Origin of the sequence: Paenibacillus apiarius, assembly GCF_017052585.1 — a bacterium.
Taxonomy (GTDB): Bacteria; Bacillota; Bacilli; order Paenibacillales; family Paenibacillaceae; genus Paenibacillus_B; species Paenibacillus_B apiarius.
In genome coordinates this window covers 1,302,735-1,325,486 of the sequence record NZ_JAFFHZ010000001.1, presented here as the reverse complement: position 1 = coordinate 1,325,486, position 22,752 = coordinate 1,302,735, and the positions used below count along the sequence as shown (strand labels likewise).

The 22,752-nt window shown below is 48.6% G+C and carries 18 protein-coding genes and 2 pseudogenes; 16 read left to right on the top strand and 4 right to left on the bottom strand.

The features are described 5' to 3' along the window. Positions 1-13 precede the first annotated feature (13 nt). The 7 genes and pseudogenes from JSQ80_RS06060 to JSQ80_RS06030 all read left to right on the top strand — a co-directional run. Positions 14-163: pseudogene (locus tag JSQ80_RS06060) on the top strand (cyclic pyranopterin monophosphate synthase MoaC); the annotation flags it as partial. 68 nt (positions 164-231) lie between these two features. Further along, a complete protein-coding gene (locus JSQ80_RS06055; protein WP_087435777.1) occupies positions 232-723 on the top strand; it encodes a MogA/MoaB family molybdenum cofactor biosynthesis protein in 492 nt (163 codons plus the stop codon). A 169-nt stretch (positions 724-892) separates the two neighbouring features. Further along, positions 893-1,168 carry a twin-arginine translocase TatA/TatE family subunit gene (locus JSQ80_RS06050; RefSeq protein WP_087435853.1) on the top strand — a complete coding sequence of 92 codons (276 nt, stop codon included), beginning with the start codon at positions 893-895 and terminating at the stop codon, positions 1,166-1,168. 104 nt (positions 1,169-1,272) lie between these two features. Next, on the top strand, positions 1,273-2,055 hold the full coding sequence (gene tatC / locus JSQ80_RS06045; RefSeq protein WP_087435852.1) for a twin-arginine translocase subunit TatC: 783 nt from the start codon (positions 1,273-1,275) through the stop codon (positions 2,053-2,055). Between the two features lie 333 nt (positions 2,056-2,388). Next, entirely contained in the window at positions 2,389-2,670 is a 282-nt protein-coding gene (groES, locus tag JSQ80_RS06040) for a co-chaperone GroES (RefSeq protein ID WP_087435776.1), read from the top strand. Between the two features lie 125 nt (positions 2,671-2,795). Then, positions 2,796-4,424 carry a chaperonin GroEL gene (groL, locus tag JSQ80_RS06035; protein WP_087435775.1) on the top strand — a complete coding sequence of 543 codons (1,629 nt, stop codon included), beginning with the start codon at positions 2,796-2,798 and terminating at the stop codon, positions 4,422-4,424. Between the two features lie 365 nt (positions 4,425-4,789). After that, positions 4,790-6,244, top strand: coding sequence for an IS1182 family transposase (locus JSQ80_RS06030; protein WP_272491159.1), 1,455 nt, complete (start codon positions 4,790-4,792; stop codon positions 6,242-6,244). Positions 6,245-6,702: 458 nt separating this feature from the next. Here the strand turns inward: JSQ80_RS06030 and JSQ80_RS06025 are convergent, their stop codons facing one another. After that, entirely contained in the window at positions 6,703-7,890 is a 1,188-nt protein-coding gene (locus JSQ80_RS06025; protein WP_206094708.1) for an MFS transporter, read from the bottom strand. A gap of 212 nt (positions 7,891-8,102) precedes the next feature. After that, positions 8,103-8,414: an ArsR/SmtB family transcription factor gene (locus JSQ80_RS06020; protein ID WP_206094707.1), complete on the bottom strand. Its 312-nt coding sequence runs from the start codon at positions 8,412-8,414 to the stop codon at positions 8,103-8,105. A gap of 426 nt (positions 8,415-8,840) precedes the next feature. On the opposite strand from JSQ80_RS06020, the gene JSQ80_RS06015 reads away from it, so the two are divergent. Then, positions 8,841-12,086: a polysaccharide lyase family 8 super-sandwich domain-containing protein gene (locus JSQ80_RS06015; protein WP_206094706.1), complete on the top strand. Its 3,246-nt coding sequence runs from the start codon at positions 8,841-8,843 to the stop codon at positions 12,084-12,086. 13 nt (positions 12,087-12,099) lie between these two features. Next, positions 12,100-12,279, top strand: a complete 180-nt coding sequence (locus JSQ80_RS06010; RefSeq protein ID WP_206094705.1) for a hypothetical protein — start codon at positions 12,100-12,102, stop codon at positions 12,277-12,279. 107 nt (positions 12,280-12,386) lie between these two features. On the opposite strand, the gene JSQ80_RS28920 is transcribed toward JSQ80_RS06010, so the two are convergent. Continuing rightward, positions 12,387-12,494, bottom strand: a complete 108-nt coding sequence (locus tag JSQ80_RS28920) for a DUF6254 family protein (protein ID WP_240463568.1) — start codon at positions 12,492-12,494, stop codon at positions 12,387-12,389. 305 nt (positions 12,495-12,799) lie between these two features. On the opposite strand from JSQ80_RS28920, the pseudogene JSQ80_RS06005 reads away from it, so the two are divergent. Together JSQ80_RS06005 and JSQ80_RS06000 are read left to right on the top strand one after the other, a co-directional pair. Then, positions 12,800-13,033: pseudogene (locus JSQ80_RS06005) on the top strand (aldo/keto reductase); the annotation flags it as partial. Between the two features lie 60 nt (positions 13,034-13,093). Further along, positions 13,094-14,779: an alpha/beta hydrolase family protein gene (locus tag JSQ80_RS06000; RefSeq protein ID WP_240463567.1), complete on the top strand. Its 1,686-nt coding sequence runs from the start codon at positions 13,094-13,096 to the stop codon at positions 14,777-14,779. An 82-nt stretch (positions 14,780-14,861) separates the two neighbouring features. On the opposite strand, the gene JSQ80_RS05995 is transcribed toward JSQ80_RS06000, so the two are convergent. Further along, positions 14,862-16,598, bottom strand: coding sequence for an ABC transporter substrate-binding protein (locus JSQ80_RS05995; RefSeq protein ID WP_206094704.1), 1,737 nt, complete (start codon positions 16,596-16,598; stop codon positions 14,862-14,864). Between the two features lie 117 nt (positions 16,599-16,715). Here JSQ80_RS05995 and JSQ80_RS05990 point away from each other — a divergent pair, with 117 nt between their 5' ends. From JSQ80_RS05990 to JSQ80_RS05970, 5 genes are all read left to right on the top strand, one after another. Continuing rightward, a complete protein-coding gene (locus tag JSQ80_RS05990; RefSeq protein ID WP_206094703.1) occupies positions 16,716-17,249 on the top strand; it encodes a GNAT family N-acetyltransferase in 534 nt (177 codons plus the stop codon). 88 nt (positions 17,250-17,337) lie between these two features. Then, positions 17,338-18,180, top strand: a complete 843-nt coding sequence (locus JSQ80_RS05985) for a YitT family protein (protein ID WP_087435770.1) — start codon at positions 17,338-17,340, stop codon at positions 18,178-18,180. A gap of 181 nt (positions 18,181-18,361) precedes the next feature. After that, positions 18,362-20,158: a flavocytochrome c gene (locus JSQ80_RS05980; RefSeq protein ID WP_206094702.1), complete on the top strand. Its 1,797-nt coding sequence runs from the start codon at positions 18,362-18,364 to the stop codon at positions 20,156-20,158. 189 nt (positions 20,159-20,347) lie between these two features. Next, the gene (locus tag JSQ80_RS05975) at positions 20,348-20,575 is read left to right on the top strand and encodes a hypothetical protein (RefSeq protein ID WP_206094701.1); all 228 of its coding nucleotides are present in this window, start codon (positions 20,348-20,350) and stop codon (positions 20,573-20,575) included. A gap of 312 nt (positions 20,576-20,887) precedes the next feature. Next, on the top strand, positions 20,888-22,732 hold the full coding sequence (locus JSQ80_RS05970) for an S-layer homology domain-containing protein (RefSeq protein ID WP_206094700.1): 1,845 nt from the start codon (positions 20,888-20,890) through the stop codon (positions 22,730-22,732). Positions 22,733-22,752: the final 20 nt, after the last annotated feature.

Sequence of the window (22,752 nt, the reverse complement as noted above, 5' to 3'; positions counted from 1 at the left end):
CAAGATGGCGGACGTGGAAATGGAAGCGCTGACGGCCGTATCGGCAGCTGCACTCACGGTATATGACATGTGCAAAGCGATGCAGCAAGATATCGTCATCTGCCATACGATGCTCGCGAAGAGCGGCGGCAAACATGGAGATTACCAAGCGAATCAAGCTTAACATACAGAAATACATAGAACCGACAAAGGACGACCCGATAAGGGGAATTCGTGGAAGGAGGAACGGGCATGCGCTGGAAAGTGGCGATTCTAACGGCAAGTGACAAAGGATCGCGTGGGGAACGCGAGGATACGAGTGCGCAGGTCATTCGCGAGCTGGTAGAAGAAGAGCTGCATGGAGAAATTGTCGAATACCGTATCGTACCCGATGAAATGAATGATATTTCGGCTTCCCTCATTGAGATGGCCGATTACTTTCAAGCGGACTTAATCATTACAACGGGGGGGACGGGGCTGGCGCCGCGGGATGTAACCCCGGAAGCAACATTGAAGGTCGTGGAGAGAGAAGTTCCGGGACTTGCCGAAGCGATGCGGCTTGCTTCCATGCAGAAGACGCGCCGGGCCATGTTGTCACGCTCCGTATGCGGTATTCGCGGCAATACATTGATTATTAATTTGCCGGGCAGCCCGAAGGGAGTTCACGACAATTTGATGGCTATTATGGATCAATTGCCTCATGCCCTCGAAATTATTAGCGGCAATTACGGCGATCACGAGTAATCTTGCTATCCTTCAAAATACTGTTACAATTCTTGGTATTTTACGGCTGGCAGCTATGATATGATATAGATCACAGGAAGTTTTTTTAGAAGTTGTTCAAAAAGCCGAAACAGTGGATTGTTTTTTGGACACATATTTTATTAAGAAAGCGACGAAAGGAGAATACGCTGTGTTTAATGGTATTGGAGTATCAGGTGTTCTTTTGCTTTTAATCATCGCATTATTGTTATTCGGACCCAATAAACTGCCGGAGCTCGGACGAGCGTTCGGACGCACGCTGCGTGAATTCAAGGCGGGCGCGCGGGATATTATGGGTGACGATGAAGATGTGAAGCCTGCACGCAAGGAAGTGCAATCCGTTGACGTGAACCAAGCGCCGGCCCCGGCTGCATCGGCTTCTCAACCTGCCGCCAGTGCTGAACAGCAACGTCGTTTGCCTGAATAATAGCGGCTTGAGGCGCTATTATTTATTACTATGTGCAGGCTTTCCTTCATAAAGTGCTGCACACGCTACAACGTCATGAACAGGTTGGTGTGAGTATGTCGCAAATGACTGAAGAGACAGAAGATCAAATGACGATTGTTGAGCATATTACGGAGCTGCGCAAACGGATTATTTATGTTGTCATTATGCTGGTCGTCGGACTCATTGGCGGATTTCTGCTCGCTGACCCGATATACAATTATTTGCGCAATACGGAACCGGCGAACCAATTCAATTTGCACGGATTTTCGTTATGGGACGGTATCGGCATTTACATGAAATTTGCCTTCATCGTGGCTCTAGCCATTACACTTCCGTTTATTATGTACCAGCTGTGGGCATTCGTCAGCCCAGGGCTTAAATCGGAAGAACGGCGCGCTGCGCTTCGGTATGTGCCGTTTGTGTTTGTCCTCTTTTTGCTTGGCCTGTCGTTTGCGTATTTTGTCGTATTTCCGATGGCGTTTGAGTTTACGTCAAAAATCAACAAACATATGGAGCTGGCGGAGACGTATGGCATTACGCAGTATTTTACGTTTATGTTCAACATCCTGCTGCCAATGTCGCTGCTATTCGAGCTTCCCGTCGTCATCATGTTTCTCACGCGGATTCGGATCTTGAACCCCCTGCGTTTGCGGAAGATGCGCCGGTTCGCCTATTTTGGCTTAATCGTGCTCGGGACGATGCTGTCGCCGCCGGATATCATCTCCGATATCCTCGTGTCGATCCCGCTGTTGATTTTGTATGAGGTGAGCGTATTCACTTCTTCGATTGTGTACCGCAAACAGCTGGCCGAGCAGCAGGCATGGGAAGAAGAATTCGACGGTTCGTCGGATGCGACAACGGCTTGATGACTCCAGAGCCGAACGTTATATCGTGAAATGATGCAGGTTTGAAGGGATGCAGAGAGCATTCTTTTGCACCTGCATTTTTATTTTTCATGTAAAAAGGATAGCGGGAATTCCAAGAACTTGGCTCCTGGTTATAATCTTAAAAATTTTTAACCCGCTACCCTCTTGCAATCGAAACCTAAAATCAGTATCATAGAAATTGGTTATTAGCACTAGAGGTGCTTGAGTGCTAACACTGGATATCCATTTGTTTTTGGGAATCCGGTCCGTCGCCCGTAAGCGGCGGTTGGATTCTTCACCTTATAACTTCTTCTTTAAAAGGAGGCTATTTTCATGATCAAACCTTTAGGTGAACGCGTATTGATTGAGACAATCGCGAAGGAAGAAACTACAGCTTTCGGTATCGTACTGCCGGATACAGCTAAGGAGAAGCCGCAAGAAGGCAAAGTCATCGCTGTAGGCAATGGCGTATGGAAAGACGGCCAACGCGTGCCATTGGATGTAAAAGAAGGCGACGTCGTTATTTTCTCCAAATACGCAGGTACAGAGATCAAATACGACGGCAAAGAGTATTTGATTATGAAAGAAAGCGACATTCACGCAGTTATCGGCTAAATAGCCGCATCTGCGCCAAGTTTGCTGAATAGTTAAAACATATGGATCTGATTTAATGTCAGATCGCACGCACCAATCATACATGAACTATCAATAATTCGAATTGTATCGAGGAGGGTTTCACGATGGCAAAAGAAATCATGTTCTCTGAAGACGCACGTCGCGCAATGCTTCGCGGTGTCGACGCTTTGGCGAATGCCGTGAAAGTAACGCTCGGTCCTAAAGGCCGCAATGTCGTGTTGGAGAAGAAATTCGGTTCCCCGCTTATCACGAACGACGGTGTAACGATTGCGAAAGAAATCGAGCTGGAAGATGCGTTTGAAAATATGGGCGCTCAGCTCGTTAAAGAAGTAGCAACGAAGACAAACGACGTAGCCGGTGACGGTACGACAACTGCAACAGTATTGGCTCAAGCGATGATTCGTGAAGGCTTGAAAAACGTTACTGCAGGCGCTAACCCTATGGTCGTGCGCAAAGGGATCGAGAAAGCCGTAAAAGCGGCAGTTGAAGACTTGAAGAAAATTGCGAAGCCTATCGAAGGCAAGCAAAGCATTTCTCAAGTTGCGGCTATTTCCGCAGACGACGAAGAAGTAGGCGCATTGATCGCAGAAGCAATGGAGAAAGTCGGCAAGGACGGCGTAATCACTGTCGAGGAATCCAAAGGCTTCAACACAGAGCTTGAAGTGGTTGAAGGTATGCAATTCGACCGCGGTTATGTATCTCCATACATGATCACTGATACAGACAAGATGGAAGCGATTCTCGATAACGCTTATATCTTGATCACAGACAAGAAGGTTTCCAACATTCAAGAAATCCTTCCTGTTCTTGAGAAAGTCGTTCAACAAGGCAAGCAGCTCCTGATCATCGCTGAAGATGTTGAAGGTGAAGCTCAAGCTACATTGATCGTTAACAAGCTTCGCGGCACATTCACTTGCGTAGCCGTTAAAGCTCCAGGCTTCGGCGATCGCCGCAAAGCAATGTTGCAAGATATCGCTGCATTGACTGGCGGTCAAGTGATTACAGAAGAACTCGGCCTTGAATTGAAATCGACTTCGATCGACCAATTGGGTACAGCTCGCCAAATCCGTGTTACGAAAGAAAACACAATCATCGTTGACGGCGCTGGTGCAAAAGAGGATATCAATGCTCGCATCAAGCAAATCCGTACACAGCTCGATGAAACAACTTCCGAGTTCGACAAAGAGAAGCTGCAAGAGCGCCTTGCTAAATTGGCAGGCGGCGTAGCGGTTATCAAAGTCGGCGCAGCTACGGAAACAGAATTGAAAGAGCGCAAACTGCGCATCGAAGATGCTCTGAACGCAACTCGCGCAGCCGTGGAAGAAGGCATCGTTGCTGGTGGTGGTACGGCATTGATGAACGTATACCAAGCGGTAGCGGCAGTTCAATCTGCTGGCGACGAGTTGACGGGCGTAAACATCGTATTGCGCGCGCTGGAATCCCCAGTTCGCACGATTGCGGACAACTCGGGTCAAGAAGGCTCCGTTATCGTTGAGCGCCTGAAAAATGAAAAAGTCGGCGTAGGCTACAACGCGGCAACTGGCGAATGGGTTGACATGATTGCTCAAGGCATCGTGGACCCTGCGAAAGTAACTCGCTCCGCATTGCAGCATGCAGCTTCCGTTGCGGCTATGTTCTTGACAACTGAAGCGGTTATCGCTGACAAGCCAGAAAAAGATAAGCCTGCAATGCCTGATATGGGCGGCATGGGCGGTATGGGCGGAATGATGTAATCCATCAGCCCCAAGGCTTGATATAGCAAGAAAGAAAGGCCCCGAAAGGGGCCTTTTTCTATGGAAAAGACATATATGGGTCACGTTATGTTAGAGGTTTCTTAAATCGTTCACCGCACTTTTGATAAGCCTTTTTGCAGGAGCTAGAGTTCGTTCCACCGGCTGGCTTCGGGCGGTTTATAGGGACTTTTTGTAGGAAAGGTGTCTCCAACTGCAATTGTACCGTTGAAAATTTCCTTCTGAAGGGTTTTGTCATCACGTACTGCAAAAGTCAGACTGTTGAAAAAAGCCGTGTTTTCCGGTGCATTAACGCATTAGTATGATACAATATCAGTAATTAATCTGATGAGAGGCGTGTGGTGATCTTGTTGAATAGCAAGCAGTCCGAAAACAAAGCTCATAATGAAATGGAACTTATTTGCATGGATTTATTGGTACCTCAAGATCACCTGCTACGCCTTATCGACAAACATGTGGATTTCTCTTTTATCAGGGAGAAAGTTCGGCCTTACTATAGCGAAACCAAGGGACGACCGGCCTTAGACCCCGTTGTATTATTTAAAATGATGCTCATCGGATATTTGTACGGCATACGCTCTGAACGTCAATTGGAGCAAGAAATCATTCCGAATGCTGCTTATCGCTGGTTCCTTGGCCTGCGTTTCTCCGATCGCGTCCCCGATCACTCGACGATCAGTTGGAACCGGAATAATCGGTTTAAAGATACGAATCTCTTTCAAGAGATTTTTGATGAAATGGTACATCTAGCGATCAACCATAAGATGGTGGATGGTCGTCTCTTGGTGACCGATTCGACTCATATTCGAGCCAACGCTAACAATAATCGCTACACGATGCAGGTTCTCGAAGAGACCCCTCATGACTATCTAAAAGAATTAGAGAAGGCCATCAACGAGGATCGAGAGAGCCACGGAAAAAAGCCCCTTCCTCCCCGGAAGCCTTCCGGGGAGGAAAAACCACGTAAAGTAAGTCAAACCGATCCCGAGTGCGGACTGATGAAACGAAGCGGTAAACCGGAGGCATTCTGTTATCTCGACCATCGCACCGTCGACCATAAATATAACATTATCACCGATGTCCATGTGACACCTGGCCATGTTAATGACGCTGCCGTCTACGTGGAACGCCTCAAACGACAAATCCAAACCTTTGCATTTCAATCAACGCTGGAAGCCGTGGCGCTGGATTCGGGGTACATGACGCCTTACATATGCGATCAGACGCTAAAGCTAGAGATCGCTGCGGCTATCGCGGAACGCAATGCTCCAACGCCCCCTGACATTTTTCCGAAGAAACAGTTTATCTACCATGCAGAAGAAAATGGCTACCTGTGTCCCGCAGGAAAAATGCTAATGTATACGACTACCAATCGACAAGGGTATCGGGAATACACGTCAAATGCCGAGGAGTGTGCAAACTGCCCCTTGCTCAATCAGTGTACGAAATCGGCCAACCACCAACGTAAGATCGAACGACATATATGGGAAGAGAGTAAAGAGAAGGTCGCTCAGTACCGGAAAACCCATTCCGGAGAGGCGGCCTATAAGTTGCGTCCTCAAACGATAGAACGAAGCTTTGCAGATGCAAAAGAGCTTCATGGATATCGTCGCTGCAAGTTCCGCGGGAGAGCTAAAACGCAGGAACAAGCTTTCATGACCGCAATAGCCCAGAATGTAAAAAAGATTGCCAGGTACCTGGCCCAAAAGGTCGGAGGTGGGCAGAAGCAAAAGACTCCACCTGTTCTTTTAACCAAATTAAGGAACTTATCGAAACCTTTAGCTCTAAATTCTGCCGCTTAAACCGATTTTTCAACAGTCTGAAAAGTGCAGTTCGTTTTCACATATTCGCACAAATAATGGTAATTCTCTTGTTTTGAACTGCACATTTGCAGTCCAGACACCGAAGAGGGCGGTATTTTGCGAAAACAACTGCACTAATGCAGTTCGCATCGGCTCCTCTTCTCCTGGACGCTGTCGCAAGGCTCGACATATCTTATCAGAGGCCTAAACCCTTGCCCGCAATGCCATTATATGAAATCTGGCGGGACAGTCGGACACTCTTTCCTGCAAGTACACGTTCAACATGGAAGTGGCTATATTGCCTAGCATTGAGATAAACGATTGGCAACGGAGAAGTCCGACACTCCCATCACAGGCCTGCACCCCCCAAAGCCGTAAGGAAAGTTTTTTTGTGCAGGAATATCAGCAGCGTTACGACAGACGTCAATAACGCGAATCTCCATTTTTCCCTTAAGGCTCTATACCCGATGATAATTATGTTCAGCTGCCTCTGCGCTCGAACTGAAAACTTTTATTTTTATAATAATCAACAAGAAAGCAAGCAGGGCAAACATCATTCCGCTCCAGATAAGTTGATGGACTCCCAATCGGGAAATAAACCAACCACCGACAAATGCTCCTACAGTAATGCCAAGATTGGAAAAGGAGACAAACAAGCTGTTGCCGAATTCAGGAGCTTCTTGCGCCTCCGCGGTTAGCCATGTCTGACTGACAATAAGCCCGCCAGAATGCACGACTCCCCACACGAACACGATAGCAACCATCGGAATGAAATACGAACCCCCATAATAAACGAATAAGTAAACGGCCGTAATTAGGAGGGGATATAGGATTACGGTTTTGGTTATGCTTTTTTGCAATAAGCCCCCAAAGAGAAAATTTCCCAAAATCATGATTAGACCGAATGCCATCAACATGACGCTAATCCAGGAACCATTCATATGCGTTACTTGTCCAAGATATCCAGCAAAGTAGCTGTACACAGAAAACATAGCTGCAAAAATAAATATGACTGCCGCGATATTTAACCATAATTGAGGTTTGCGCAGTATCCCAAGCTGCTTGCCATAAGACATTTTTTCCTTAACAGGCAGGGAAGGAAGCCAAGCCAGCATTCCTGCAAAGGCAATGGCGCTTACCACAGCTCCGAACAGGAAAGCTGCTTCTAACGAAATCTGTTCCGCGAGAAAAGAAGTCAAAGGCACGCCTAAAGCAAACCCGACCGTGATGCCGGCAAAAACCTTGGTGACTGCTTTGGAGCTTTTTTCACGAGGGGCAAGCTTGGCTGCAGTCACAAGGGCTACCGAAAAAAAGACGGGATGAAAGATAGCAGGAAGAATACGGAAGACCAGCATAACATCAAACTGCGTTGTATAGGCATACACAATATTTGAAATCGTGAAAACAAACACAGAGGTTAATAGAATGACTTTGCGATTTATACCGGATACGAGCAAGATAAGGAATGGACCTGAAATGGCAACGACTAAAGCAAATATGCTCACAAGCCATCCTGCTTGTGAAGCTGATATATTAAATTTTTGAGTTATCTGGGGCAGAACTCCTACAATACCCATTTCAGTCGTAATAATGCCGAATACGCCTAAAGCCAGCACAATGATAAGCAGAGGGTTAATCTTGTTCATTTTAAAAAGTCTCCATTTCTAGAATGAATTTTATATATAGATATCTATATAATTAGATTTGATAAATCGCTAGAAGAGCCTGACCGTCGAAAATATACCAGCAGAACTTCAAGCGACATGACTCAGATGTAAGATCCATACCAAAAAGCTTTATTCTATACGAAACCTCATATCTATATATGTAGATATAAAATAAAAGACCTCCTTTCTGTTTATAGTTCCTTCTGGACATACTCGGAAAATTGTTTGATCATTTTTTCATTCCGGCGATAATACGTCCACTTCCCGATTCGCTCGGAATCCAACAACCCGGCTTTTTGCATCGTTAACAGATAACTAGAGATGACAGATTGCGCAAGTCCCGCTTTAGCCTGAATATCTCCTACACATACACCAATTTTAAAGCTGAGGCCTTGCTGTAAATAGAGTTTTTCATCAAAGAAATCTTCCGGATTCTTTAACCAACGCATAATTAGAAGACGTGTCTCATTTGACAATGCTTTATAAATCAATAAAGGTTCCATAATGTTTATTATATCTATTTTTATAGATTTGTAAATGGATAAGCGAGCAGTGCAATAGGAAGGAAATTGGACGTTGAAGCAGATTCGGAATCCAAATAAGCTGCAGGGCAAGCGCAGTAATCTTCACGACCTGCCCCAGCATCCCAATAATGAGCCCACACTAACCAATCATGACAGATATTTGCGAAACAGCTTTTGTTTCATTCTCCCGCAGCACGTTGTCCGAATATACGATTATTTTATACTCGTCATCCCATTCTCCATTGTTATATGTAAACTTTATTGAGGATGTCACTATCCAACACCGTAAAAAATGTTGCGAAATAATGGTTTGGACTATTGTCATTCCGATATTCTGCCGTATAATTAAAACGAATGTAAGCGCTAACTTTCTGACTATTCCAAAAACGGAAAGGATGAGTGTTCTTGCACAATCGTTACACCAACGGGCGCAGACGTATTGCCTGCGGCTTATTCGCCTTCGGATTGTTGTTCCCTTATATCCCTGTTACCGCTCACTCGCAGACCGCCGCCGATTCTGCCGTAATCGCAGAGCCCGCTGCCGCTTCATTTGTGCTAGCCTCCGTAAACAACTATCCCAATTTACTGAAAAATTCAAGCTTTGAAGAAGTGCGCACTACATCCCGGAATCGATGGAAGGACAATATCGAGCCGCTTCACTGGAGCGAATGGACACCTTCGGGTTCACCTGTCCTATCTGTGACGGACATGGTTTACAAGGGGGAACGGGCCATCCGTGTGGACGCTGACGTGGTCAGCCGCGCAGCCGTGCTGCAGGACGTGGCCGTCGAGCCGGACAGCAGCTACGTGCTGTCGCTGGCGATGAAGGCCGAGCGGGTACGGACGGAAGCGGGCCACGGCGGTGTCTACGTGCGGACGCAGTTCTTCGGGCCGAACGGCGCAAAAGCAGGTGATGGCCCGTCCACCGTCAAGCTCAAGGGCAATACCGGATGGGAGCTGCATACGTTGGCGATACAAACTCCCGGCAATGCGGCACGGCTGCGGATTGAGCTGTTTCTTGAATCAGCCACGGGCAGCGCTTTTTTTGATGAAGCACAGCTGAGTCGGACCAATGAACCGGTCATCAACGCTCTAATGCTGCAGCCGAATCCGGCCTCTGTGCGAACGGGAGAATCGATTCGCTTGACCCCCATCCGATTCCCGGGAGGCACGGAAGAAATTCTATTCAAGTGGTCTTCGCTTGACCCGGAGGTGGCTGAAGTGACCCAAGACGGTGTTGTCATTGGAAAAAAGGAGGGAATTGCCGTGATTCGAGTGGAAACGCCGAATGGCAAGGTGGAAGCCGTGTCCCGGGTCCATGTAGACACGGTTGATCGGAAGCAGGACTTCCGGAGCATGCGGGACAAATGGGTTGACCGTTTGACAGGCAACGCGTTGCATCATCCCGGAGATCTCGATTTGAACGGCAAAATAGCGGAGCTGGATGCGAAAATTCGTAATGAGAGCCATACCGGATTACTGGATACAATGAACTTGGAGCCGGAAAGGTTGAATTTGTGGGGAGAAGGGCCGCCGGAGCATGTATCTTGGGCGCCTTCCAGCAACATGGATAAGCTGAGAACGATGGCTGTCGCATATCGAACGGAGGCATCACGCTTCTATCAGAGCGACGAGCTAAGGCGGGCGATAGTCTCTGGAATAGACTTCGTCTACATGCATCAATATAACGAGCGCACGAAGACGTTCGGCAATTGGTGGGATTGGGAAATCGGCTCTGCCCGCATGCTGGGAGATTTGATCGTCCTCATGCATGATGATTTGACACCAGAGCAGCTTCGCCAATACGTTGCCGCCATCGACAGGTTTGTTCCGGATCCGAAAATCAGGTTTACCGTAAACCCGGATATTGTGGAGAATGGCGCGAATCTGCTTGATAAGGCAATGGTCGTCACGCTGCGCAGCATGGCGGATGACAACAGTGCTAAGCTGCTTCAGGCGAGGGATGCGCTGGATTCGGAATATCAATATGCCGTATCGGGGGATGGCGTCTATGACGACGGCTCGATTATCCAGCATGCCAATATTGCCTATACTGGAAGCTACGGCGCGGTCCTCATATCGGGTATGGCTGACGTATTCTACTTGTTCAACGGATCGGCCTGGCCAATTGAGCACGCGAATGCGGGCATTGTGTACGAGTGGGTGTTCGACTCCTTCGAGCCGCTTATCTATAAAGGCGCGATGATGGATATGGTTCGCGGCCGCGCCATTTCAAGAGCGGCAGCGGAAGACCATGTGTCCGGGCGTGCGGTTGCGATATCGCTGCTGCGCTTGGCGGAAGGGGCCCCGGCAGAGACACGCCAGCGCATCCGTGCCATGATTAAGGAGTGGGCTTTGTCCGATACGTCGCTCCAGCCATATTTTGCCGGTCTGAATATATATGAAATGAGCTTGGTGAAAAATCTGATGTCCGACGACGGCGTCGTTCCAAGAGGCGAGTTGGTTAAACATCAGTTGTTTGCCGCAATGGACAGGTCCGTTCATCTGCGTGAGCGGTTTGCTCTCGGCATCAGCATGTTTTCCCCGCGTATTTCCGCCTTCGAGTACGGGAACGGCGAGAATGTGAAGGGGTGGTACACGGGTATCGGCATGACGTCGCTGTATAACGGTGATCTGTCTCAATTCAGCAACGGATATTGGGCTACCATCGATATGGGACGCCTGCCCGGCACAACGACGGACCATGTGCTGCCGGAACCAAAAGATTGGGCGTCCTATTATAACCGGAAGCCGTGGGTAGGAGGAGCATCGCTTGACGGCATGTATGGCACAGCCGGCATGGAATTCGCATTGAGCGGCAGCACAAAAACGAGTTTGGAGGGCAAGAAGTCATGGTTCATGTTTGATAACGAAATCGTGGCGCTTGGCACTGACATTCGAAGCAGCGGCAACGGCGCGATGGAAACGATTGTCGAGAACCGCAAGCTGAACGGACAAGGCTCCAATCGGATTATTGCAGACGGGAACGACATGCTGACGCAGCGGAATGGCGAAGAGATGCTCAAGCGTGCTTCGTGGGCGCACATGGAAGGGAATGCGGCGAACTCAGACTTGGGTGTCGTATTTTTAGATCTTCAGCCGCTCCGTATCATAAGGGAAACGCGGACCCATTCATGGCGTGAAGTAAACCGAAGTCCAAATGTGCAAGACGATCTGCTGACGAGACATTACGGCAGCTTGGCCATTCCGCACGGGGGGGAACCGAACGCGGATTCATACCATTATGTGCTGCTGCCAAACGCTTCTCCAGAAGGGACGGCAGCGTACAGCAGGAATCCCGATATTCGCATCCTCCGCCAAGATAGTCAAGTGCATGCCGTGTCCGCCAGCAAGAGCGGGCTAACCGGGGTTCATTTCTTTGCTCCTGCAGAGGTGAAAGGGCTGCGCGCGGAAGCTCCGCTGGCCTTGATGATGAAGGAGACGGATACTGGTGTCGCCATAGCTATATCCGATCCGACTCAGACAAGGAAACAGCTGACCTTATATTGGGATAATGCGGATGATCAGCTTGAAGTTGCGTCATCTGATCCCTCCATCCAAGCCTTTCGGGCGGATAAAGGATGGAAAATCGTCGTTCGTGCGGAAGGCTCTCGCGGCAAGAGCCATGCGATACGCTTTCAATTGCGGTAAAGATGTGAACCATTTGCTGTTTGAGACGCCGGAAGCATTCATTGACCAGCTCGCTCCCCATATTATAGCCGTACATATCTCTGATTATGACGGTCAAGACGAAAAGCATTGGATGCCGGGCGCAGGAATCAACAATTGGCATGATTTGCAGCAGCGTTATTTGCGATATAAAGGAGCTGATCGGGAATCATAAATGTAACGACGGAAATGAAAGCCCCTCTTTACTTTCCGTTTTTATCCGTAACGTAATAGAGGCGTTTGAGCGTATCATTTATCGATGCTCAAGCGCCTCGAATTTAGTTACTCTTCTACAAGTTCTTTGAAGGACTTTACTTTGCCATGCGGCGGATGAGGAGTCTGTTTTCGAATTTTATTGGCATTTACTCGGCGGTGTTTAGGAATGGACATGATTGCTGCCTCCTTAATAGAATACGTTATTTTTCCGTTCCGCTAAAGTCTGTGGCGATACAGACGGCGTTTTGCCAGACATGCTCTTGCTTCCGGCGCATCGCCAAGCTTCAATGGAGCGTGTCATTAATATGGTCTGTACGAAGCGCGCCTATTCCCGCCAAAGTCAGGTGTGAAAGGCCAATGGAGTGGAGAATAACCCCTTCCAACGATTCTCGCACAAACAGTAACAAGCAAAGTCTCCAATAGATTATAATAAATAGGAATACATATTGATTTTCGCTATCGTGCGTTTTGATGGGAAAGGAGAGTGGGGTTCCAAAAAATATCTCGTAGCCAGTTTGGATCAGAGCTTGAAGCGGATGGGACTGGATTATGTCGATATTTTTTACTCTCATCGGCCGGATCCAAATACGCCTTTGGAAGAAACGATGGCTGCTTTAGATTTAATTGTTCGTCAAGGAAAAGCTTTAAATGTTAAAGCCTTAGACAATCTCGCATTTTCGGAAGAAGAATTAGCAGAGCTTGAACGAATATTGGGTTGAAAACGTAATATAGAAAGCTGGGTTATTGATTTAATCTGTTAAGGGGATGTAGATATGAACAAATCGGCATGGAAATGGATGATGAGCGCTTGCTTGTTGTTCGGCAGCATGGGACCCGTTGCGTTGGCGGCGGAAGAGACTCCGGCCATTGAATTGGGAGAGCAAGAAAATCTGACGATGGTACCGTTAAGAGAAGCTGTTGAATCCGTCGGCGCCTACGTGAAATGGAATTCAGAGGATCAAACTGCCAAAGTCGCCTATGGTGATCGGGTATGGACAGTTCGTCTCAATGACGATCGGTCAGATGTGAACGGAGAACAATTGAAGCTGGCCGCGAAAGCTGAATTCAGCAAGCAGGGCGCTCTGGTTGTGCCATGGGAAGCGGTCAAGCAAGGCCTTCATGTGAATGCCTCGTGGGTTAACGGTTCGGTCGTTCCAGATGCTTCGGATTGGAAAACGCGTGCCTCCCAGTTCGTCGCAGAGTGGAGTAAATTGGCCGCACAGCCGCAAGCGGAAGCCGACTTGCAAAAATGGATTACGCCGGAGCTCCGGGAAGCGACAAAGAAGACGACACTGCTCTCACATACGAAGCTGCTTACCGGAATGTTCGGTCTCCCGACCCAATTCGTGAATGCGGTCATGGACGATAACGGGGTGCACCAAAATGTAAGCATTGTGTTCAAGACGGATAAAGGGCAGATGCTGCCGCTTGAAATCCGCTACAATGATCAAGGTCTTGTCGACGAGCTGTTCTTCGCTATGATCGGGTCAGGCGGATATCAAGCTCCGGCATATGACGATGCGAATGCATATAAAGAAGAAAACATCGTCATCGGCGACGGCAAATTCAAGCTTCCCGGCACATTGACGGTGCCTGCACAAGGCGAGAGCCCGTTCCCGGTAGTCATATTGGTGCACGGATCCGGCCAGAATGACCGTGACGAATCGATCGGCGCTGGCAAGATGTTCCGGGATATGGCTGTAGGTTTGGCACAGCAGGGCATAGCGACGCTCCGCTATGAGAAGCGTACGCGCGAATATCCGTTCCAAGCGACCGCTGTGCCGAAGTTTACGGTCAAGGAAGAGACGATTGACGATGCGTTCGCAGCAGTCAAATGGGCGGGACAAGATAAGCGTTTGAACAAGGAGCATGTATATGTATTGGGCCACAGCCAAGGCGGCATGCTCGTGCCTCGCCTGCTTGCGCAAGACAGTGCGAAGACAGTGCGCGGCGCTATTATTGCGGCCGGTCCATCCGGCCCGCTTGAGGACTTGATGCTGACCCAGATGGAAGGACAACTGAACCGCGCGAAGGAAGCGGGACAGCCGGAGCAGGCCATTGCCCAGCTTGAAGCGCAGGTGAATATGTGGAAGCAACAGCTGCAACTGATTAAGGACGAGAAATATACGGCAGATCATTATCCGCAAGATTTGCCGCTGGCTATGGCATCCTGGTGGTTCGATTTCCGCAACCATTATGGCGGAGAAATCGCCAAGAACCAGAAAATTCCGCTCTTCATCATTCAAGGTGACAATGACGTCCAGGTCGGCAAAGAACATCTTGAAGGTTGGAAGGAAGCATTGGAGAACCGGAAAGATGTAGAAACCAAGCTGTATCCGAAGCTGAACCATATCTTCGTACCGTCAGATAAGCCTTCCACCGGAGAAGAATACTTTGTTCCGGGCAACGTGCCGCTTGATGTCATCAACGACGTGGCAAAATGGGTCAAATCCCATTAAGGTGACGGAAGAAGGAATATGAATCGATACAGCTAAAATAATAAGCTGGGGAAGTGCACGGTCTTGGGACTGTGCACTTTTTTCAGCAAGGCGGGCGCACCCACAGCTTTTTTAGGTCGATGAATGTGAAGGAATCGTACTGGATATGCTCAAGCATCGGATCGAACATGCGCTGCTGAAGGGGGTGGTGCATAAACACGATCAGCATTTCCTTGTGCATGTATTGGACGACTTCGTCGATAAGCCGCTCTCGCCCGGTGAATGGGGCATGCTTCAATCTTTTCAGGTTGTTATTGATGATGGTCATATGATTGTCGGCAATGAATCGCCTGAAAGCGAGCGCATCATTGTAAAAGGCCCCCAAAAACGAAAGGTGCGGATCAAGCGTGGACACCTCTCCGGAAAAGATCATATGAATGTCCTCATCCTTAGAGCGGTCATACAGCTCAGCGAAAGAGTAGGGATGGAGCATCATGTTTAAACCGATTTGTGCGGCGCGGCGCTGCAACCAGTCTGCCTCCTCCCTTCCTTCCGGCAAATCCAACGTGTATACATGCAGCATTTCCCCGCTGTAGGAGCTATTCTCCAGCCATTGCTTCGCCATCGCTAAGCTTCGTTTTATCGGCTTGCTCTTCCAAGGGAAGAAGTGAGAGGCATGGACCAGTCCGGTTCTGTTCAAATCCTGCCACATCTCATCCATCGCAAACAGGTCGTTGATAGCCAGCCGCAACTTCTTATCTCTCATCAAGGGGACCTGCTTCGTATTGAACATGACAAACCGAAAGCCATTCTCAATGAGATCTTCCTGTATCGCCAGTTCAGGCTGCTCGTCATCTTTATTGATGCGATACGCAATCAGGTGCGCTTTTTCCGGCGGTACCCGCCAAAATTGGACGGCATCGATATAAGGCCTTTCTTGAAAGTAATCGTCGAATGCCTCCAATACCGCTTTGTTGTCTGTGCATTCCGTTAGTTTGTAAGCGCCCGTACCAATGAAATGCTTGTCTTGTATTGGAGCATCCGCTGGTACAATCGTCATCGGCGCTGACGCCAAGTAACGCCCGAATAAGGGATTGGACTGACGCAGATTGATTCGGACCATAAGCGGGGACAAGCAGTCGATCGAAGCGATATCCTCCGCAAGCCATCGGTTGGCACACGATGCTTCCTGCAGCCGTTCCAAGCTGTATTTTACATCGTCGCTCCTCAATGTGCGGTGGTGATGGAACAGGACTCGTTTTCTCAAATAAATCGTCCATATTTCACAACGTTCATCCGCTTCCCAGGCGATGGCAAGGTGAGGCAGAAGTTCGTCCTTGTCCGCGTCATATTGAAGAAGGGTATCGCCAATCATGGAAACGAGCATCTGATCGAACGTAATCGATGAATGCGCCGGATCGATGGTTGTCACAGGCTGGATTATGATGGCGTGCAATACATCAGTGGCAGGATTGGACGCCTGCAGCCCTAATTGCTCCTGTATGGGCTTGCGCAAATCGTCTATCCATTGCTGAGGAAAAGGGAGCTGCAATACATGCATGAGCCGCTCCAAATCTCTGTTTTTTAGATATGTCTGGATTACGGTATGCAGCTCCTCGCGAAAATCGGTAAAAAATTGAACCTTCGATCGATTTCCCCTGCCACGGCCGGGAATGTAGGAACAGTAACGCTGCTCTGTCAGTTTTTTTAATTTCCGTTTTGCGTTTTTGACGCTGCAGCGCCAGATGATCTCCAGTTCGTGCAGCCGGAACGACGCGGTGCGCTCCTCCTGCTCGCGTTCATATAGATAGGTGCGGAATTCTAAATAATCCAGCATCATGCAATCACCTCCTCAAAAGGGGACACTTAAGCAAGGATTATACCCTTTTTTCCTCTTTTGGCAAATCGGATAATGAGATTGTCAGCATCTTAGGCAAAAATGATGATAGGAGGGAGCATGATGTTTGCAACAAACAGAATCAAACTGAGAAAAATGACAGAACAAGACATTGCCGTTTATCACAAGTGGAGAAACACGATTGGCGTGATGGAATCGACCAGCCTTTCCTTGGACATTTACTCGCTGGAGGAAACCGGGGGCTTTGTTCAACATGTCATTCTTGGCACAACCAATTCCAAAACGTATCTCATAACGGATTCCGCTTCCGATCAGCCAATCGGTCTTACTTCGCTCATCTCCATTGATGTTAAGAACAGGAACGCCGAACTGGTTATCGACATTGGCGAACCGGATTATTGGGGGAAGGGATATGGACAGGAAGCGTTAGGGCTTTTGCTCCGTTATGCCTTCATGGAATTGAACTTGCACCGCATCTCATTAAGGGTATTTGACTTCAATACGAGGGCGATCAAGCTGTATGAGAAGCTTGGCTTCAAGCAGGAAGGGATATCCAGAGAATTCTTGTTCCGCAACGGCGCATGGCATCATGTTATTCATATGGGTTTGCTCCAGTCGGAATATAACGGGTAAAGCTTCACACCTCTCGCGCCAAATAAGTGCCGAATCTTCCCTATAGTGGTTCATATCGTGTACAATGGCAGGTGGGAGGCTTATCAAGATGAAAAAACTTCTTCGGGACATAGCGTTAGTAGCGCTGGGTTCACTTATTTTCGCGCTCGGCATTAATTATTTTGCCATTCCAAATCGGCTGTCGGAGGGCGGGATCATCGGCATTACAGTGGTGACGCACTATTTGTTCGATTGGTCGCCAGGAGTCGTTAACTTTATTTTAAACGGTATTTTACTTGCAATCGGCTATCGATTTTTTGACAGGCAAACGGTCCTATATACCGTCGTCAGCATTGTGTTAACCTCGTTGTTTTTGCATGTCACCGAAAAAATCGGGGTGAAAATTAACGATGACACGCTGTTGGCAGCCTTGTTCGCGGGATTGCTGGTAGGCGTCGGTCTGGGCCTCATATTTCGAGCGGGAGGCACTTCGGGAGGTTCCGCAATATTGGCCCGGCTTGCGAATGAGTATTTGGGCTGGAGTGTCGGCAAAGGGATGCTCATTATCGACATCGTCGTGATTGCGGGCTCGATATTCATCATCGGCCAAGAAAAAGCGATGTACACTTTGATCGCCGTATATGTGGGCGCGAAGGTCATTGACTTCATGATTGAAGGTTTGGATGAACGGGTAGCGGTTCTCATCATCTCTGAAAAGCCTAATGAAATATTACAAAAGGTGACGACCGCGATGTCGCGCGGATTGACCGTGCTGGAAGGGCGCGGTGGATATACGGGTTCCAACAAGGAACTGCTGTATATCGTCATTAACAAACAGGAACTCGTGCAGCTGAAAAAAATTATATGCGAATTGGATGAGCATGCTTATGTAACCGTTCATAGCGTTCATGAGTTCATTGGCAAAGGGTACAAAGCAAGCCAGGTGTCATGAGCAACAAGCTAGGGGAAAGGGGGTCAAGGTGACCCTCTTTTTTATGAAAAACCGCTTTAAACTTGGTGAAAGTGATAACTTTCACTTTTAAATAAAAAAAACTATGCTACTATAATTGATGTATTGTGCACAGTATTATTTCGCTGCGAAACTAGAGCATATTAGACAAGGGGTTAACGACATGAAGAGCATTCAGAAAGCGGGAAGCATATTGCTCATCCTATGTTTAGTCGCGATGTTGGCTGCATGCGGCAATGGAAACAAGGATGTTCAAAGCGCCGACAATGGAACGGAACAGGCGAAGACAGTCACTTCAATCGGCGAAGGCGATGGAAAACACGGTGCGATTAAGGTAGAAGTCACATTTGAGAACAATGAAATCAAGGACATTAAAGTGCTCGAACAGAAGGAAAACGAAGTGCTGGCCGAGCCTGTGTATAAAGAATTGAAGGATACGATGATCGCATCGAACCGTGCAGATGCAGATGCGATTAGCGGCTCCACCATGACCAGCCAAGGTTTCATTGATGCGGTGAAAGATGCGGTGGCGAAGGCTGGATTGACGCTCGTAGCGAAGAAGGCGGAAGGAAACAGCCAATCGGAGGAGCCTGCCGAACAGACATTTGATGTCGTCGTTATCGGCGCCGGCGGCGCCGGATTCAGCGCGGCATTGGAAGCGAAGCAAGCGGGGGCCTCGGTCGTGCTGCTTGAGAAAATGCCAAGCGTAGGCGGCAATACGCTCATCTCCGGCGGAGAGATGAACGCGGCCAATACGTGGGTGCAGAAAAAGCTCGGCATTGAAGACAGTGTCGATTTATTCGTGAAGGACACGCTGAAAGGCGGGGACGATAAGGGCGACCCAGAAATGGTCCGCGTGCTTGCCGAGAATGCAACCGCAGCCGCCGAATGGCTAAAGGATGAAGTGAAGGTTAATTTCTTGGAGGATCACTTGTTCCAATTCGGCGGACACTCTGTCAAGCGTGCGCTTATTCCGGAAGGACATACGGGAGCAGAGCTCATTACGAAGCTGAAAAAGCATATGGATGATGCCGGTGTCGTTCTGAAGACGAACACGAAGGCAGACAAATTGATTACCGACGATAAAGGTAAAGTCGTAGGCGTCGAGGCAACAGGCGCCAGTGGCAACACCATCACATTCCATGCCGGCAAAGGCGTCGTAATCGCTGCGGGCGGCTTCGGATCCAACGTCGAGATGAGAAAGCAATACAATCCGGAATACGATGAAAAATATATGACGACCGACGCGCCTGGCACGACGGGTGACGGTATTGTGATGGCGCAAGGCGTTGGCGCCGCGATTACAAATATGGATAGTATCCAGACTTATCCGGTATGCAATCCGAAGACAGGCGTTATCTCGCTCGTTGCAGACAGCCGCTTTGACGGGGCGATTCTGGTAAACCAGAGTGGCGAACGTTTCGTCGAAGAGTTAGAGCGCCGCGACGTAATTTCGAAAGCGATTCTCGCGCAAGACGGCGGTTACGCGTATCAGTTGTGGAACCAATCCATTGCCGACATCGGCAAGACGATTGAAGTGCATCAGGATGAGTACGATATGCTGGTAAAAGACGGCCTGCTTCACAAAGCAGAAACGCTGGAAGAAGCCGCGAAGTTTTTCAACATCGACCCGAAAGCGCTGCAGGCGACGGTGGATCGCGTCAATCAGTTCGCCAAGGCAGGCAAAGATGACGACTTTAAACATCGTGCAGGGTTGAAGGATATGAGCCAAGGACCTTATTACATCCAAAAGGCAGTGCCTTCTGTTCACCATACGATGGGCGGACTCGTGATCAATAAGACGACAGAGGTGCTGAATGAGAAAGGCCAGCCGATTCCGGGCTTGTTCGCCTCAGGCGAAGTGACAGGCGTCATTCACGGCAAAAACCGGCTTGGCGGGAATGCGATTGCCGATGTAATTACATTCGGGCGCATTGCCGGTCAGCAAGTCGCAAAATAAATAGTGAGAAAAGCCGTGGCTATGCTGTGGCGGCGTGCATTAGCATAAGGTTTAGCATTGATGAGAATTATAATGTGAGCTGGTGAGCTGAGCATTATTTGGCTATAATCAAGGTAAAGTGACGAAGAACGTCCCTGTCCATCCCGTGATGGAGCAGGGACGTTCTTTTTTTATGGAGGTGCAGGAAAAATGGGGGGGCTTGCCGAGCGGGAGATCATGCTGCTTGTCTTCCGGTTGGCAGGAGAAATTCGTCCGAAGGATGTCGTGGTACAGTTGGGAATGAATCATCGGACGGCAGTTCGATATTTGCAATCCCTCTGCAAACAAGGGTGGCTGAAGCCGATTGCTATTGGTAAAGGAACTAAAGTGTTCCGCTACGGGCTTGTGCGCACTCACTTAGATGAATACATATGGTAGATAATATTTCATATTGAATGAACTGGAATAATTCAGAAGGTTGGTTGGACTTGAGGAACTGCAATCATACAATATAAAACATAAAATAGCAGTTTTTGAACAGTGGAGATGCAATAGTGCAATAAAAACATCTGATTTTCAGGGGCAAAGAGTATCGACTCACACTATTGGAAGCAAAAGCAGATTAGAGAAAAGGATGAATAGCTGGTTGTTCAGATGTTTTTGCCGAAGAATAGAGGAAAATGCAGGATGGGGGCGAATTGATGTATCTGTATGGAATACTTATTCGGCTAGGCGGCGGGGGTTAAGCGTATGAAGTTGCATGTAAAGGCAATGCTGGTCATATCCGTTTTTATATCTCTATTATGGAGCGGCGCTGCTGACGCCTCTGCTGCCCCGCACCGTGTGCAAGAGAAGACGGTCAATCGCACGAAGCAAGAAATTATTAATAAATGGCTGCAGTACAAGCCTATGGAGACGAGCTTTCAGTACATGAAGGCGGCGGACATTTACGAGGCGGAGCCACAGACACGCGCACCATATGCTCCGGGCAAGCTGAAGGCGGAATATGTAACGGATGGAGTTAACGCGACGAATTTCGTGCGTTACTTGGCCGGGCTGCCAGATGATGTTGAGCCGGAGTGGGGGTTGCATACCCAACAGCAGGCCGCTGCGCTGGTCAATGCCGTCAATGACCGCCTGACTCATCATCCGACACACCCAAGCGGCATGGAGGATGTATTGTTCAAGCTCGGCAGCGAAGGAACGCGAACGAGCAATCTATCGATGGGCAGGTCAACCTTCTATAGCAGCATCATCCATGGTTATATGTCTGACAGCGGGCCGGGCAATATTGACCGGATTGGACATCGACGCTGGATTTTGAATCCGCCTATGCAAAAAACGATGTTCGGCATCGTGTTCTCTGCAGAAGGAGTCCCTTATTCTTCGATGTATGCGGTCAATAAGGACCGTGCGGAAGAAGTGAAATACGATTACATAAGCTGGCCTTCCCAAGGCTTGTTTCCCGAAGAAATGTTTGCGCCAGACGATCCGTGGTCTTTCTCCCTTAACGTTGAGCGATATGATCGGACCCGAACGGATCGCATTCAAGTCACATTGACGAGAACGCGTGACGGGAAGCAATGGGTTTTCGATAACAAGGATACGAATAAGAATGGGAAATACTTTAATGTAGAAACAGGCCCTTATGGGGTGCCGTTTACCATCATCTTCAGACCGGATGGCATAGAACGGTTCCATGAAGATGATGTTTTTCATGTAGAGGTGAGCGGTGTATACGACAAAGCAGGCCAAGCTGTGGACATCGAATATGACACGGTCTTTTTCGATATGATTCCGGAAGTAACGTTAAGGGCGTCATCGCTTCGCCTTGCGCAGGGAGAAAAAATAAAGCTTAATACTCGAACGACGTCCACTCATCTGCAGGCTGCGGATGTTCAATTCGAAATGGCCGATCCAGAGGTCGCCTTAGTTGATGCCGAAGGCTATATTACGGGGCTGAAGCCCGGCCAAACGCTGCTAGGCGTCAAAAATTATTTTCAAAGCTACGACACGATATTAATTGATGTCGAGCAGCCTGGCAGCGGCGATAGGGTCAGTCCGTGGGCCTTGCCCGACTATCGGAGGGCGAAGAGCAACGGCATCGTCCCGTATCAATATGACCAATCGTATCAGGCGCCCATTACGAGGATCGGCTTTACGGAGTTGGCTGTGCGCCTGTGCGAAAATATTTTAGGTGAATCACTTGCCGAGGGCCAATCGCCCTTCAAAGATATAAGCAGCATAGAAATATCAAAGGCATACGCCAATGGGCTCATCGGCGGGACATCCAACGATATGTTTTCGCCATTTGACAACATCACGCGCCAGCAGGCTGCGGCATTGCTCCTTCATTTGCATACGACATTAACGGAGCGGACCGGGAGCGGAGCCTCCGTTTTAGATACGGCAAAGGCGACTTTTGCCGACGATGCGAATATTGCCCCGTGGGCGAAGGACTACGTGTATAAAGCAGTTAGCCTATCGCTATTGACTGGAGTGGGGGAGCAGAAGTTCGATCCAGACGGATTGCTTACATATGAGCAGACATTTGTGCTGTTGCAGAAGCTGTTCGACATGTTTGTGGAACAATAGAGATTGTATTGTTGCGCACA

Bases quoted from the DNA above. Each gene is read 5' to 3' on its own strand.
- JSQ80_RS06055 (WP_087435777.1), top strand. From the start codon at position 232: ATGCGCTGGAAAGTGGCGATTCTAACGGCAAGTGACAAAGGATCGCGT.
- JSQ80_RS05985 (WP_087435770.1), top strand. From the start codon at position 17,338: ATGAAAAAACTTCTTCGGGACATAGCGTTAGTAGCGCTGGGTTCACTT.
- JSQ80_RS06025 (WP_206094708.1), bottom strand. From the start codon at position 7,890: ATGAACAAGATTAACCCTCTGCTTATCATTGTGCTGGCTTTAGGCGTA.
- JSQ80_RS05975 (WP_206094701.1), top strand. From the start codon at position 20,348: ATGGGGGGGCTTGCCGAGCGGGAGATCATGCTGCTTGTCTTCCGGTTG.
- JSQ80_RS05995 (WP_206094704.1), bottom strand. From the start codon at position 16,598: ATGATGCTGGATTATTTAGAATTCCGCACCTATCTATATGAACGCGAG.
- JSQ80_RS06020 (WP_206094707.1), bottom strand. From the start codon at position 8,414: ATGGAACCTTTATTGATTTATAAAGCATTGTCAAATGAGACACGTCTT.
- JSQ80_RS05990 (WP_206094703.1), top strand. From the start codon at position 16,716: ATGATGTTTGCAACAAACAGAATCAAACTGAGAAAAATGACAGAACAA.
- JSQ80_RS06000 (WP_240463567.1), top strand. From the start codon at position 13,094: ATGAACAAATCGGCATGGAAATGGATGATGAGCGCTTGCTTGTTGTTC.
- groL (WP_087435775.1), top strand. From the start codon at position 2,796: ATGGCAAAAGAAATCATGTTCTCTGAAGACGCACGTCGCGCAATGCTT.
- tatC (WP_087435852.1), top strand. From the start codon at position 1,273: ATGACTGAAGAGACAGAAGATCAAATGACGATTGTTGAGCATATTACG.
- JSQ80_RS05980 (WP_206094702.1), top strand. From the start codon at position 18,362: ATGAAGAGCATTCAGAAAGCGGGAAGCATATTGCTCATCCTATGTTTA.
- JSQ80_RS28920 (WP_240463568.1), bottom strand. From the start codon at position 12,494: ATGTCCATTCCTAAACACCGCCGAGTAAATGCCAATAAAATTCGAAAA.
- groES (WP_087435776.1), top strand. From the start codon at position 2,389: ATGATCAAACCTTTAGGTGAACGCGTATTGATTGAGACAATCGCGAAG.
- JSQ80_RS05970 (WP_206094700.1), top strand. From the start codon at position 20,888: ATGAAGTTGCATGTAAAGGCAATGCTGGTCATATCCGTTTTTATATCT.